The sequence below is a fragment of the Paenibacillus sp. H1-7 genome, assembly GCF_022354825.1.
Classification (GTDB): Bacteria; Bacillota; Bacilli; order Paenibacillales; family NBRC-103111; genus Paenibacillus_S.
On the sequence record NZ_CP031168.1, the window covers coordinates 3,054,354 to 3,067,877 of the forward strand.

14 protein-coding genes are annotated in these 13,524 nt (G+C 52.5%); 10 read left to right on the forward strand and 4 right to left on the reverse strand.

Annotation, left to right across the window (positions count from 1 at the left end; translation table 11 throughout):
• The first annotated feature begins 72 nt into the window (after positions 1-72).
• Positions 73-1,755: a GDSL-type esterase/lipase family protein gene (locus tag DVH26_RS13475; RefSeq protein WP_239634196.1), complete on the forward strand. Its 1,683-nt coding sequence runs from the start codon at positions 73-75 to the stop codon at positions 1,753-1,755.
• A 90-nt stretch (positions 1,756-1,845) separates the two neighbouring features.
• Here DVH26_RS13475 and DVH26_RS13480 read toward each other — a convergent pair whose 3' ends face one another.
• From DVH26_RS13480 to DVH26_RS13490, 3 genes are all read right to left on the reverse strand, one after another.
• Positions 1,846-3,672 carry an ABC transporter ATP-binding protein gene (locus DVH26_RS13480; RefSeq protein ID WP_239634197.1) on the reverse strand — a complete coding sequence of 609 codons (1,827 nt, stop codon included), beginning with the start codon at positions 3,670-3,672 and terminating at the stop codon, positions 1,846-1,848.
• On the reverse strand, positions 3,653-5,410 hold the full coding sequence (locus DVH26_RS13485; RefSeq protein WP_239634198.1) for an ABC transporter ATP-binding protein: 1,758 nt from the start codon (positions 5,408-5,410) through the stop codon (positions 3,653-3,655). Before DVH26_RS13485 ends, DVH26_RS13480 begins: the two co-directional genes overlap by 20 nt.
• Positions 5,411-5,744: 334 nt before the next feature.
• Entirely contained in the window at positions 5,745-5,933 is a 189-nt protein-coding gene (locus tag DVH26_RS13490; RefSeq protein WP_239634199.1) for a spore gernimation protein GerPD, read from the reverse strand.
• Between the two features lie 169 nt (positions 5,934-6,102).
• Between DVH26_RS13490 and DVH26_RS13495 the strand changes: the two genes are divergently transcribed.
• The 7 genes from DVH26_RS13495 to DVH26_RS13525 are packed head-to-tail and all read left to right on the forward strand — an operon-like array spanning position 6,103 to position 8,564.
• A complete protein-coding gene (locus DVH26_RS13495) occupies positions 6,103-6,351 on the forward strand; it encodes a spore germination protein (RefSeq protein ID WP_239634200.1) in 249 nt (82 codons plus the stop codon).
• The gene (locus tag DVH26_RS13500; protein WP_239634201.1) at positions 6,348-6,551 is read left to right on the forward strand and encodes a spore germination protein GerPB; all 204 of its coding nucleotides are present in this window, start codon (positions 6,348-6,350) and stop codon (positions 6,549-6,551) included. Before DVH26_RS13495 ends, DVH26_RS13500 begins: the two co-directional genes overlap by 4 nt.
• A 38-nt stretch (positions 6,552-6,589) precedes the next feature.
• Positions 6,590-7,255, forward strand: coding sequence for a spore germination protein GerPC (gene gerPC / locus DVH26_RS13505; protein ID WP_239634202.1), 666 nt, complete (start codon positions 6,590-6,592; stop codon positions 7,253-7,255).
• Positions 7,255-7,419: a spore gernimation protein GerPD gene (locus tag DVH26_RS13510; protein ID WP_239634203.1), complete on the forward strand. Its 165-nt coding sequence runs from the start codon at positions 7,255-7,257 to the stop codon at positions 7,417-7,419. The genes gerPC and DVH26_RS13510 overlap by 1 nt, the downstream gene beginning before the upstream one ends.
• A gap of 25 nt (positions 7,420-7,444) precedes the next feature.
• Complete coding sequence (locus DVH26_RS13515; protein ID WP_239634204.1) at positions 7,445-7,831, forward strand: spore germination protein GerPE; 387 nt, start codon at positions 7,445-7,447, stop codon at positions 7,829-7,831.
• 45 nt (positions 7,832-7,876) lie between these two features.
• A complete protein-coding gene (locus DVH26_RS13520; RefSeq protein ID WP_239634205.1) occupies positions 7,877-8,089 on the forward strand; it encodes a spore germination protein in 213 nt (70 codons plus the stop codon).
• Positions 8,090-8,117: 28 nt separating this feature from the next.
• Complete coding sequence (locus tag DVH26_RS13525; RefSeq protein WP_239634206.1) at positions 8,118-8,564, forward strand: CS domain-containing protein; 447 nt, start codon at positions 8,118-8,120, stop codon at positions 8,562-8,564.
• A 98-nt stretch (positions 8,565-8,662) separates the two neighbouring features.
• Here the strand turns inward: DVH26_RS13525 and DVH26_RS13530 are convergent, their stop codons facing one another.
• Positions 8,663-9,673, reverse strand: a complete 1,011-nt coding sequence (locus DVH26_RS13530; protein ID WP_239634207.1) for an aldose 1-epimerase — start codon at positions 9,671-9,673, stop codon at positions 8,663-8,665.
• Positions 9,674-9,898: 225 nt separating this feature from the next.
• Here DVH26_RS13530 and DVH26_RS13535 point away from each other — a divergent pair, with 225 nt between their 5' ends.
• The gene (locus DVH26_RS13535; RefSeq protein ID WP_239634208.1) at positions 9,899-10,342 is read left to right on the forward strand and encodes a small multi-drug export protein; all 444 of its coding nucleotides are present in this window, start codon (positions 9,899-9,901) and stop codon (positions 10,340-10,342) included.
• A 386-nt stretch (positions 10,343-10,728) separates the two neighbouring features.
• Positions 10,729-13,365: a winged helix-turn-helix domain-containing protein gene (locus DVH26_RS13540; protein ID WP_239634209.1), complete on the forward strand. Its 2,637-nt coding sequence runs from the start codon at positions 10,729-10,731 to the stop codon at positions 13,363-13,365.
• The last annotated feature ends 159 nt before the right edge of the window (positions 13,366-13,524 follow it).

Genomic DNA, 13,524 nt, shown 5'->3' on the forward strand with positions numbered 1-13,524 from the left:
GTATTTTTTGGTTATTGTTCACGTTAAACATGCTATAATACCAAAAGGAATCATAATGGGGAGGAACTGCAGATGGGGACTATGTTTCAAAAAGACGCAGCGGTGCCGAGCCCGCTGACCGTTGCTTTTCTGGGGGACAGCATAACCGATAACGGGCGCTATATCGCATTTATGTATGCTTATTTCGTACAGCATATGCCGGATCGCGAGTTGAATTTCATCAATCTCGGGGTCAGCAGTGAAACCGCTTCCGGCCTCAGCGAGCCGGAGCATCCGTTTCCAAGGCCGTGCGTGCACGACCGGATCGAGAGAGCGCTAAGCGAAAGCAAGCCGGATTGGGTCGTCATGTGCTACGGAATGAACGATGGGATCTACCATCCATTGTCAGAGGACCGGTTCGCGGCTTACCGCAACGGGATGATGAAGCTGATAGGGCTGGTGAAGCAGGCGGGTGCGAAAGCGATTGTCGTGACGCCTCCGCCGTACGATAAGCTGTGCAAAGCAGCAGCAGGGAACAACGAAGACCAAGCCGCCGAACCGGCAGCAGAAATTACTTACAGCTGGAAGCAGCCCTATACTGAGTATAACGATGTTCTTAAGCACTATGCCAACTGGTGCTTGTCTCTCGGAGATACCGTCGATGCGGTAGTCAATATCCATGATCCTTTATTCGCCGATATCCAGAAGGCTCGGGCGGAGAGTCCCGACTATCGTTCGGGAGACGGCATTCATCCGAACGCGCGAGGCCATTGGGTCATGGCCAAGGCGCTGCTGGGCCGCCTGTTCAATGTGACGCTGGAGCAGGTTCCCGATCATGCGAAGCTTCCTGACAGCGAGCTTCCCGAATGGTTCGCGCTCGTGATGAAACGTCATCGCATGCTGAGCGCCGCCTGGAAGGAGCATGTAGGCCATACGAACGAGAACAAAGCCGAAGCGCTGCCGCTGGACGAAGCTATGAGGCAGGCAGCCGAGCTGGACAAGCATATCCGGCGTTTGGCGCCGGAAACTGCAGGCGTTGCCAAGACGTCGCAATGGAAGGGGCACGAGCGGACCGACTTTTTCGTGAGCGGGAGGGAGTGCATCGTCATTGCTCCGGATAAAGCCGCGGCAGGCCGCCCTTGGGTGTGGCGGACGGAGTTTTTTGACGCGTTCTCCTATGCCGATATGGCTCTGCTGGAGCAGGGCTGGCACATTGCGTACTGCCGGCTCAGCCACATGTACGGCTGCCCGGGAGCCGTGGAGCTGATGGACCGCTTCCAGGCTCAGGTGAAGGAGCGGTTCGGCCTGGCGCCGAAAGCGGCGTTGTTCGGCTTCAGCCGCGGAGGCTTGTACGCCGTGCAGTATGCGGCTGCGCATCCCGGGAGCGTGCTGGCGCTTTACCTGGACGCGCCGGTGCTCGATATCCGCAGCTGGCCGGCAGGCCTTGGAAGCGGCAGCGGGGCGCCGCAGCAGTGGGAGGAATGCCTGGCCGTGTACGGGCTGAACGAGCAGACGGCGGCGTCGTTCCGCGGTAATCCGTTGGATCATGCGGAGGCGCTCGTTCGTGCCGGCATCCCGATTCTGGTCGTGGCCGGGGACCAGGACGCGGCGGTGCCGTTCTCGGAGAACGGGGCACTGCTGGAAGAGCGCGTGAAGCAGCTGGGCGGTACGATCCGTACGATCGTGAAGCCCGGCGTCGGGCACCACCCGCACAGTCTGGAAGAGCCGCAGCCAATAGTGGATTTCATGAAGGAAGCGGCAGCGGCACGGCTGTAGCCACAATAACGAAACGCCCCGACACAGGCTGGGAGCCTGGATAGGGGCGTTGTTCTTTTCACGGGATTTATCCGCAAGCGAAGCTGTTTACTATATTGTGCCTGTAGCCTGCTTCCCTTGCGAATGGCGGTACAGCTGATCGTAGTAGCCTTGCTTCTCCAGCAGCTGCGTATGGTTGCCTTCCTCGACGATTTCGCCATGCTTCATCACGAGGATGCGGTCCGCCTGCATGATGGTCGACAGCCGGTGGGCGATGACAAGGGTCGTTCTGCCTGCGGATACGACCTGCAGCGCGTTCTGTACGAGCTGCTCCGTATGAGAATCGAGATTCGCCGTCGCCTCGTCGAGAATAAGGATCTTCGGCTGGAATACGACGATCCGAGCGAAGGAGATCAGCTGGCGTTCGCCGGCGGACAAGCCGCTTCCCCGCTCCGAGAGCTTCGTATCGTACCCGTCCTTCAGACGCTGAATGAGCGGGTCGGCGCCGACGAACGTACAGGCTTCGATGACCTGCTCGCGGCTGATGGTTTGGTCGAACAGCCGAACGTTATCGATAATGCTGCCGGAGTAGAGGAAAGGCTCCTGCTGAACGAGGCCGATCATCCGGTGCAGCGTCTCCTGCGGGATATCGCGGACATCGATGCCGTCGATGAGAATGCTGCCTTTGTTGACCTCGTAAAAACGGCAGAGCAGACTCATCAGAGAGCTTTTGCCGGCTCCCGTCGTACCGACGATCCCGATCATCTCGCCCGGACGGATGTGCAGGTCGAGATCTTTAATGACCGGGATTCCTTCCTGATAGCCGAACTGCACATGGTTGTAATCGATCTTTCCTTGTACATCCGGCAAACGGACTGCAGCCGGTTTGTCCGCATCGGTAATATCCGGCTTGATCGAAAAGATCCGGTACAGCCGGTCCATCGAAACGGTGGCCGATTGAAGCGTGTTCCATTGCTGCGTAATGGAGTTGATCGGCTGGAAAAACTGGCGGATATACGTGATGAATGCATACAGCACACCGAATTCAACCGTGTGGTTGAAGACGGCCATACCGCCGATATAGGTCAGGAACGCTACGGACAAGTTGCCCAAAATATCGAACGAACGGTTGAACAATACGTTGGTACGCACTTCTCTCAGGTTCGCTTTGTAATACCGCGTGTTTTGCTCGGTGAAGCGCTTATCCTGCTCCTCTTGCTGGTGAAACGCCTGAATCAGATTCATCCCCGCCAGGTTCTCCGCTACGAATGCGACGAGCCGGGACAGCTGGGTGCGTGTAATCTGATACGTTTTGCGCATGTAGGAACGGAAGCCGATGGCGATGATCGCAATGATCGGGAGCAAAATCATGCTGTAGCCCGCTAACGTGGGATCAAGATGAAACATCAGCGCGATAATGAAGATAAGCGTCATCCCGTCGCGCACAAGGCTTAGGAACACTTGCGTGAAAAACTGGTTGAGCGACTCCGTATCGCTGGATACGTGGGTTACGAGACTGCCGCTTTGGAACCGGTCAAAGAACGGCATCGAAAGCTTGGAGATGTGCTCGAACAATTCCTTCCGTATGCGGCCGACAATGCTTTGGCCCGTCAACTGCAGCAAATTGTTCTGAATATACGTAAAGGCAAGGCTTATGAGCGACAGCACCAGATATACGCCGCAGATGAGGACCAGACCGCCGAAATCGTTCTTGCCGATCAGCAAATTATCGTCGATAGCGATTTTTACCAGATACGGCTGCAGCAAATCGGCCGCGATAACGAGCATGGTACAGCAAAAGATCAGTAAGAATTTCCAGCGGTGCGGCTTGGCATAAGCCAGCGTAGAGCGAAAGGCGGCCTTTCTGTCTTCCTTGCTGACATGATAGGAGCTGCTGATTTCTTCGCCCAGCTTCGAATTAGCGGCTTCCTTCGGCATATCGGGTTCCCTCCTCCTGTATGGAATAAAGGGTAGCGTAAATTCCTTCCTCCGCCATCAATTGATGGTGAGTTCCTCGTTGTACGATATGTCCCTCGTCCATGACGATAATTTCATCCGCATGCTTGATGGCGCTGATCCGATGCGCGATGATAATCGTTGTTTTATTTTTGCGGGTCAGCCGCAGGTTCTCGATAATTTGTGTCTCCGTTACCGCGTCGACGGCACTGACGCTGTCATCGAGAATAAGTATCGGAGCGTTCTTGATCAGGCCTCGCGCGAGGCTCGTTCTTTGTCTTTGCCCGCCTGAGAGCGTAACTCCGCGTTCGCCGAGCTTCGTCTCGAACTGGTCGGGGAATTCCATAATGTTGTCGTGAATTTGCGCTTGCTTGGAAGCCGTGGCAATCGGCTCGAACGGCAAGCTTCGGTTATGAAACGCGATATTGTCGCGGATCGTCGTGCTGAACAGGAAGCCGTCCTGAGGCACATAGGCAACATCGCTGCGCAGGCTCTCCAGCGTAATATGGCGAATATCCTCGTTGCCGATCTTAATCGTTCCTTCCGGAGGATCGTAAATCCGCAGCAGCAGCTTGACGAGCGTCGTTTTGCCGCTGCCCGTTTTTCCGATGATACCTACGGTCTTGCCTGGCTGTATTGTCAGATTAATATCATGCAGCGCATCCTTGGACGAATCCGGGTATGCAAACGTTAAACCTTCCATGCGAATCCCTGCGTTATTCACCTTGAGCGGCTTGGATTCGGCGTATTCCTGAATGTCCGGCTCAATGCCGAGCAGGTTGTTGATTCGCTCGAGCGAAGCCCGCGAACGCTGCATCGTGTTGATAACGTTGCCAATTTGCTGAAGCGGGTTCACCATCATGCGCAGGTACAGCGTAAGCGAGACGAAATTACCGAGCGTAATTTCATTTTGAATCGTCAAGTAGCCTCCGTACAGGATGGATACGATCAGAGACAGCGCCCCGAGAAACGGCAGTGTTGCTTGGAACAGGGAAGACATCCGTACCAGACTCACCTGATTTTCAATGATTTGATCGACGGTTTTGCCGAACCGGTTGCGCATAATGTTTTCTACAGCGAACTTTTTGGTCACTCGGATGCCGCCGAACTGCTCTTCCGCACTTTCGGTCATTTTGGCCAGCGATTCCTGAACCTTCATGGACCGTTTGCGAATAACCGGGCCGAAATAGACGACGACAAACGGAATGGCAATCAGAGGGATAATACTCGTTAAGATCAAATACAATGGAATATTGCTGATGTACATCATGAAAATAACGGAAATGATGAGAATGACGGCGTTCGTCGTCTGGTTCAAACCGATCGAGATGGACTCCCTGACACTCGTTACATCGTTCATAACATAGCTGAGCAGCCGGCCGACACCGTGCTTGGAGTAGTAATTTTCACTCAGCGTCGTAAAATGCTGGAACAGTTTTCTGCGGGTGAAAAATTCAAATCGGCGTCCCAACCGCATAACCGTGTACTGTCCGCTTCCGACAAGAATGCCGAACACGAGGCCGATCGCCAGCAGCTGCAGGCTGTAATCCTTGATGATTTCCGGTGTGATGCCGTCCGTTTGCAGCTGGTCCGTGAAATTTCCGAGCACTTTCGGATAGTAGGACTGCGTAATATTCGCTACGGTGATGAATAAAATGGCCAGCACATAAAAAAACCAATGCGCCTTAAGATAATCTGTTAGCAATCGTCGGTCTTTCAATAGGTACCACATCCTGATTTTTTAATGTTGGTTCATCGCCGGTTATTCCCTAACGCTTCATGTGCTAAGGAAATAGTATGTCACGACTACCAATTATACTTCGGCAGCCTAAATAATTCACCCGGGCTTTCCTTTCTGAAAGGGCTATATTCTGAGCAGTACCCCGACTACGGCAAGCTGATACCGGGTATTCTTCCAATATCTCCATTTTACGGCTTCTCTAAGGGGGGGATGGAAAAAAAGACAAGACGAATGAACGGATTCATTGCGTCTTGCCTTGAATTACAGCGTGGCAGCTGCTTTTTTCAAAAAAGTGGAGTCTGCGCTCCGGTGCTTAAGGAGTTTCATTTTCCGGCGGTAGCGGCACCTCGAGGCTTTGAACAAAGGAGCTGGCAGGCGTATCGAAGTAAGATGAGCTGGTGATCACATTGGCATCCCCGACCAGAACGAGCGAGGAGCTGCCGACGCCTTCAATAACGAGTTCCCCCACCTGTATGCACTTATTGTTTACCGTCATCCTCATAGTCTCACCCTCCTGATTCGGTCATTTCGCATGGGAATCTACACTATCGTACGCGGAAGGGGCATAAATTATGTTTTTTGCAGCGGATGGACAACGGGTAGTATGAATACATGCAAATGCCCGTCATAAAGTATAGTAAGCACATTTTCATAAAAAGGGATGTTATGCCATGCCGGCTATTGTTGGTGCTGTAAATGTTATCACCGTCAGCGGTGTGTTCAATATCGGGGATGTAGGCATCATTTCACCTACTACGTACAGTAAAACCTATGCCGGCGGCGGTTCTTTCAATACGGGCAAAAGGTTGAACGTCACTAACGCGCCAAGCGTCATCAACGTATATGGATCGACAGCGTACGATCAAATGACGGTCGGACCGCCATATCGAACTACCGTGAAGGAGGCTGATGAGACTTGAATTTGTTTATTCAGCAGAATATCGTCATTCATTCGATACGGGTTGACGGCATTTCGAACTCATCGGTATTGCAAATCGGCAGCGCCGGAATCATCAAGCCCTTATCCCAGCTGTTTAATACGGGGGGATTCAAGGGGCCCGCGCCTCAGGCGGAGTTTTCTTTTATCCCGTTTATTCCTTTAACAGAGCCTACCGCCTAGATATCCAGCAGACTTTGTAGCGAAAGGTTGATTGATATATGTACATGAGTCCGGAGTTGCTGCGTTTCCTCCAACAAGTGAATGACTATTTACAATATCAAAATCAACAAATCCAGCAGTTGAACAGCAAGCTGGACGGCTTGATCCAGGAGATGAACCAGCTGAAGCAATCGAACGACGACAAACAGCAGCCGCCGCAGCCGCAGCCGCAGCCGCCCGTCATCCGCAACGAATACCACTTCGATCTGTTAAAGGTCGAGAAGCTGGAAGGTACGTTGAACATCGGTATTAATCCGAACGGATCGGATTCCAGCATTGACGAGATGTCGGTAGGACAATCCGTAGATGCTCCTTCCGTGACAACCGGGCCTGCGGAGCAGCCGGACCCGCTCATGTACAATTCCATACAGGAGCAGATTCACGATTACTTGCGCGGCGAAGCCTTTCATGCGCTGAAAGCTTTTGAAGCTGAATATGAATATCCGCTGGATGATCCTTACAGGAGCTTTATCGTCAATGACGTGAAGAAGCAGATCGATAAGCGGATCCGCTACTATATGAGCAAGCTGAAGACGCGCCCGGCCAATGCGGAGCAAGTGGCAAGCATGCAGCAGCCTATCATCGAGGAAGTAAAGCGGGACATTGAGAAGACGTTCGAAGCGTTTATCAAAAATCTCCCCAGAAAGGACGGGAACGGGACCTGATGGATTTCGATGTGATTAACGGTGAAATCAAAGTATGCCGGATCGATATTACTTACCTGAGCACATCGTCGACATTGATGGTAGGAGATATCGATACCGTAGTTTTGGTCAGCGCATTCGAAACGCCTCCGGAGGAGGTCATCGTTGGAGTAACGAGCGAGTAAACCGGGGTATCGGGAGGGCAGCGGTATGGACGCTAGAATATCTAGAGTAGGTACGATCAACATCACGACGCTGGGATCGGCGACAGCTATGGAAATCGGCGATTCCAAGGACATCGCGCCCTTTAACAATACGATAGCCGTACAGCGGGAGCGAGCGGTTTTTTTGCAGAGCGAAATGGATTTCCAGGACTACAGCTTATTCTCGAGAGCACTCGCCGTTCCTATAGTTCATGAACCGATTCGTATAAACCGGATCAACACGTGTCCTCTCATTTCCGTAGACCATATTCATGTATTTATCATATCGGGATCGGCGGTAGTGCATGTCGGCTCCAGCGAAAGACTAAGATCCGAGACACGGATCAAGCACATCCGGCATCTACTAAGAGAAGAGCCCGCACCGACTGAATAGCAGGTGGGCAGCGAGAAGCCGTCCATCGGATGGGAGGGATGCGTTTTGCCGTCAATTGTGCAATCCGTAAATATTAACAGCAACTCCGGGACCGTCAATTTCGGAGATACCTTGAGCATTTCGCCGGTATCAAGCTCCAAGGCGGTATCTGGGCAAGGCGGCGGCAACACCGGGAACGTAGTCAATACGCTGAACGGAGCCAACATTAACAACGTGCTGGATGCGGACTTGATCGATCAGCCGACCGCGAGCGTATAGGCAGTCTTCAGGAAAAGGAGGAGCTGTGATGAATGACAACAGGAACCCGTTTTCCGGTGTAGATTGGGAGCAATTCCAGAAATATTTTGCCGGAACGACCCCCTTTCCGCTGCATGACCATAAAGACAGTACAACCTGGGTCGAAAAATACGTACAGAGCGTTCTGAAGCAGACCGTACCGGAAGGGACGGCTGCGCGTCAATATGATACGGAGCTTGTGGAGACGCATCAAGCGATCATTATGAAAATCCATATTCCCGACGTCAATCAAGCCAAAAACATGAGAATTCACGTAGCGTCGAATCAAGTCAAGCTGGAAGGGGCGGAAGGTCAACACCTGCAGCTGATCCGTTTGTCTCATCCGGTGGTCCCTTCCGACTGCAAGGCGGTCTACAAGGCTGGAATCATGCAGTTACATATGAGGAAGCAGGACCGGGACGAACATTTTTATGAAATCGATGTCAAATTTGTATAAAAAAAGAAGGGCGGACGAACCTAAGTTCAAACCCCCTTCTTTTTATTTGTATGTCCGAAAAAACGGTGGGACTTTCGCTGACTGTTGCGTCAGCGCTGTCAGTTTTTCCGTTCGATGAAGTAAAGGCGGCCCGTTTCCTCCCAAATTTCGCCTGGCGCAAGCGACAGGAGACCGATCTGCTCGGCAGGCAGGGAGACGGAAGGCGCGTTCACCAAGTTGATCTGCGGCTCGGGGCAGAAAAATCCTTCGGTCGCATTGTTATTCCATATCATCCAATGTTTGAAGGCGGTACCGACGTCATATACGAGAGTGACTTGAAGACGGGTATCCGTCAGCTCCATCCGGTTGCGTCCGTTTTGCGGCTCCGATGTATAATGGTTATCCATCGGCTCGAAGAACGGGGAGATCCCGGTCGATTTCATCAGCTCCTCCTCCGGCTTGAGAGGCTGGAACTGACCGGTCGGCAGCATTCTGTCGTTCAACTCCCAGCGTTTTCCGGTAGTCATAGTGAACTTGTAGTCAGCCGCCGTGCTGCCAGGGGCGAACGGAGCGTTGATGGAGGTATGAAACGCCAACAGGCAAGGCATCGTATCCGTGCCGTCGTTACGGACCACAATATGCTGCTGCAGGCCCAGGTCGCTCAAGACATAGCTTAGCTTGATCGTAAATTCATGCGGAAGATAACGGTACACGGGATGTCCTTCGCGAACTTGCTGGACAAGCGTAATCCGGCTTGCATATTCGTCAGCGGCGTATTGCTCTACCGTCCAAGGAATGTTGTGAAGGAAGCCGTGCAGATGGTTTCCGGTGCTTGGTTCGTTAACCGGCAGCTGATAGCAGGCTCCGTTCCATGGAAACTTGCCGTCTTCGTAACGGTTTGGTGGAAAAAGCACGGGGATGCCGTGGATGATCGGCTTTTCCTTAAACGATTCCATCTCTTCTTCTGCCGGCTCGTGAAGAAACCGGTACCCCTTCTCCTTATCGCGGAAAGCGATCAAATTGCCGCCGATCTCGGGAAGTACAGCGGCCTCATACCGGCCGTAGGAGAGCCATACCGCTTTCTCTCCTTGATAGAGGCCTTCATAGGCTTTTGATTCCGTAGTAATCATTAGTCAAGCTCCTCCTATACGCTAATCCATATTCCTATTCAGCATACCATATGGCCGCGCGCATGGATATGCCGCATTGTCAGCCAAGCAGTATGACCCGGGTTCGTCTGGTCGGATCGTCCTATTTTTCATCTTTCTTGTTACCGGCAGAGGCAGCGAACCGTATAGCTATGTAGCGCTGCATGGTTGTAGGCAGTAAAACTAACATGAAATCGGGTGATTCGAATGAGTGATCTGTTGATGTGGGCGTCCGTAGTAGGCACAGGCGTCTTAGAATTATGGGCGGCGATACCGCTCGGCTTCACCTTGAAGCTGAATCCGGTCACGACAGCGGTCTTGAGCGCTTTGGGCTCTATGATCAGTGCGGTAATCGTTATTTTTTTCGGCACCTCGCTGCGCAATTGGCTCATCCGGCGGTTTCAGAGCAAGAAGGGCGGCAGAGGCGGCAGCATGGCCCGGATTTGGGACAAGTACGGCATTCCGGGGTTAGGGTTCTTGTCGCCGTTGCTTACCGGGGCACCATTGGGAGCGGCGATAGGCATTTCGTTCGGAGCGGAGCCGAAAAAGCTGTTTGTATGGATGGCGACCGGGATCATTTTTTGGAGCGCAGTATTGACGTGGGCCGTAGCCATGGGCTTGACCGCATTCATGCCGGGGCTAGCCCCATAGCGATAAGCACGTAAGAGGAGCGGGCTAGGATGAATACGGACACGGGAGAGCGAGGCATACTTTAACGGTAATGCCAATGTAAGCGAGAGGAGGAGTATCCATGTCCCGCAACAATGCGAACAATAACGGGAAAAAGTCGCAGCCTGGCAACAACCAGGATTCCGAGGTAGCCGGCTCCAGCAATAGGAAGAAGGAATAGCGCGCATGAAACATCCGACCGCCAGCAATGGCGGTTTTTTTAATGGCCGCTCCTTTGTGAAAGGACCCCGATATAGGTTTTTCTCATTTGTAGGTTACCTTTTGTAACAAAAGCGAAAGGGGAACTTTCGGCTTGTGTAGAATGTGTAAACTAACGTAAATTCCCAGTATAGGAGGACCATTGTCCGGTGAGCCAGTATAACCAAATCAGCCATCCCGGTGCTACCCCGTACCCGCTGCTTAGCACGAAATTATACATTCCCAAGCAGCCGTCTTATCTCGTGACCCGCGAGCATTTATTGAAGAAAATGTCGTGGGCGATGAAGCGGAAGCTGACGCTGCTTACCTCGCCCCCGGGGTTTGGCAAAACGACGATCGTCAGTCATTGGGTGCATAATGAACAAATAAACGCAGGGTGGGTCTCTCTGGATCAGGGGGACAACGATTTAATGAGGTTCTGGAGCTACGTAATCGCCGCTTTCGATCGGCTCCATCCTGGGGTCGGACACAAATCGCTTCCGCTGCTGCAATCGATATCCTTCTCATTTGAACAGATGATCGGCTGGCTCGTTAATGACTTGTTTGAAATCGACGGCGAAGTCATTCTTGTGCTGGACGATTATCATCTGATCGTTTCGGAGGAGGTGCACCGCTCGCTTGCATTTTTTCTGGATCGGATGCCGCCGCAAATTCATCTTTGCATTATGAGCCGTCAACAGCTTCCCATCCCGGTGGGAACCCTTCGCGTACAAGGTGAGCTGAATGAAATCGGGCTTTCGGATTTGAAATTTTCCGAACGGGAAATATCATCGTTCTGGCATCATCAAACCGGTGATGTGCCTGGAGAATCGTCGCTGAAATTGCTTTCCGAACGTACGGAGGGCTGGGTCGCCGGAGTTCAACTGGCGGTTTTGTCCCATGTATCCGGCCAGCAGGATACACTGAGCCATTTTATGGGGAATCATCGTTATGTGGCCGACTACTTGATGGAAGAAGTATTACTTCACCTGCCCGAACGGCTGCGTCTGTTTTTGCTAAGAACCTCCGTTCTGGAAAGGCTCAATACCGAGCTATGCGCCGTATTGACGGGCGAGCAGGTTGAGGAGGGACTCCTGCGGGAAATCGAGAGGTCGCATTTGTTTCTCATTCCTCTCGACGGCGAGGGACAATGGTTCCGGTATCACCATTTGTTTGCCGATTTTCTGCGCAGCCGTCTTAAACAGGAGCGAGCCGAGGAACTGGTCACCCTGCATCAGAGGGCAAGCGTTTGGTACGAGCGGCACGGCCTGGTGAGGGAAGCGATCGAGCATGCTTTGGTAGGAGGCGTGACGGAGAAAGCATGCAGCCTCATACAAAGCATCGCGACTGAGATGCTGAAGCTGCGAGAGCTGACAACGCTGCATCGTTGGCTGAAGCAGCTGCCGGATCCGTTCCGGCATCGGCCCGGTCTGCTTATTCTGCAAATATGGACCGAGCTGCTGCAGGGCCGCAAGGAGCCACTGGATGAGTATGTGATCTTATTCCAAAAGGCAATGGAGCCGCTTAGCAAGGAAGAAGCCGCTCATTATGCGGGAGTTCGGGAGGATCTGGTCGTAGCGCAAATTTATCAGGCGATGCTTGTCGCGGATAACAAGCGCGCATACTCCCTTATGGAAGCATTGGCCATGCGCGAAGATATACCCGAGATCGCGGGCTTGCCCATGCTGTTCGGACTCGGTATGGAGCTTAATGACCGAATCGTTCCTTTTACCCGCGGTTATTACGGTTTCAACGGACAATTGAAGCTCGCCGAGCGATATCACCGGCTATACCATACATTTATTTCCAACCATCATTTCGATAACTTTCCTTTTACGGCTTATCAACGCGCAGCCCTGAGCGAGATTTGCTATGAAAGAAACCAATTGACGGAATCGCTGCAGCTGGCGGAGGATGCGATCCGTATCGCCAAGCAAAGCAGCGTATGCGGGGCTTACGTTCCTGCGGTTATCGTACGGTCCAAAATATATTGGGCTCAAGGAGCCGAAGGTGAAGCGCTAACCGTCATTTGTGAAGCGATGGATTGGCTGCAGCAGACGCCCTATCGTTACTCTCATTGGATCGACCTGCTGCAAACTCAGCTCGTTCGCTTTTGGCTGCTCCAAGGCAATACGAGTGCGGCTAATGCATGGCTGGACCATGTCCCCTGGAGCAAGCAGCAGGACTGGAACGACCATCACGAGTTTGAAATGCTGACCTCCATACGAGTATTAATAGGAAAAAAAGAGGTTCAGACCGCCTATACGTGGTCGGAGCGGCTGTTGCAAAAGGCGAAGCGTTCCGGACGCATCCTGACGGAGCTTGAAGCGCTGCTGTGTCTCGCTGAAATTCATCATGAACGGGGGAACCTCCATACATGTATGCTGCATTTGCACGAAGCCCTTATCATCGGTGAACGGGAAGGATATGCGAGAATTTTCGCCGATCATCCTGCGGAGCATTTGTTAAGCCAATATGCCGAAGTGCGAAAAAACCGGTACATGCCGGAAGTCCAGACTCCGGGCGTTTCCTTGCCCTACTTGCAGCAAATCATGGCGCTGTCCTCGGCAACAAGCTTATCCGGCGATCCTGCGGCGCGTGACCGATCAATCGTAGTCCCGTTAACGGCAAGGGAGCAAGAGGTGCTTCAGTTAATCGCTGAGGGTTTGTCCAACAAGGCGATTGCGGAAAGGCTCGTCTTGGCTGAAGGTACGGTCAAGCTTCATCTGCATCGGATCTACGGTAAGCTGCAGGTGAACGGACGTATTCAGGCGATCCAAAAAGCGAGCCAGCTTCGGCTTCATTGAGAGCAATGGCTTAGCTGCTGCCGAGTTGAGTTAGCATAAGCTAAGCAATGATTTCCTTACAGTACGGAAAAAGATATAACCGCCGCATATATCGTTCGTCAGATGGTTCCCGGTACCTCTTCTGATATGATGAAAAAGTTGATATCGACTAAGCTTTTT

Coding starts and splice junctions, on each gene's coding strand:
- DVH26_RS13475 (WP_239634196.1), top strand. CDS start 73: ATGGGGACTATGTTTCAAAAAGACGCAGCGGTGCCGAGCCCGCTGACC.
- DVH26_RS13480 (WP_239634197.1), bottom strand. CDS start 3,672: ATGCCGAAGGAAGCCGCTAATTCGAAGCTGGGCGAAGAAATCAGCAGC.
- DVH26_RS13490 (WP_239634199.1), bottom strand. CDS start 5,933: ATGAGGATGACGGTAAACAATAAGTGCATACAGGTGGGGGAACTCGTT.
- DVH26_RS13495 (WP_239634200.1), top strand. CDS start 6,103: ATGCCGGCTATTGTTGGTGCTGTAAATGTTATCACCGTCAGCGGTGTG.
- gerPC (WP_239634202.1), top strand. CDS start 6,590: ATGTACATGAGTCCGGAGTTGCTGCGTTTCCTCCAACAAGTGAATGAC.
- DVH26_RS13510 (WP_239634203.1), top strand. CDS start 7,255: ATGGATTTCGATGTGATTAACGGTGAAATCAAAGTATGCCGGATCGAT.
- DVH26_RS13515 (WP_239634204.1), top strand. CDS start 7,445: ATGGACGCTAGAATATCTAGAGTAGGTACGATCAACATCACGACGCTG.
- DVH26_RS13525 (WP_239634206.1), top strand. CDS start 8,118: ATGAATGACAACAGGAACCCGTTTTCCGGTGTAGATTGGGAGCAATTC.
- DVH26_RS13530 (WP_239634207.1), bottom strand. CDS start 9,673: ATGATTACTACGGAATCAAAAGCCTATGAAGGCCTCTATCAAGGAGAG.
- DVH26_RS13535 (WP_239634208.1), top strand. CDS start 9,899: ATGAGTGATCTGTTGATGTGGGCGTCCGTAGTAGGCACAGGCGTCTTA.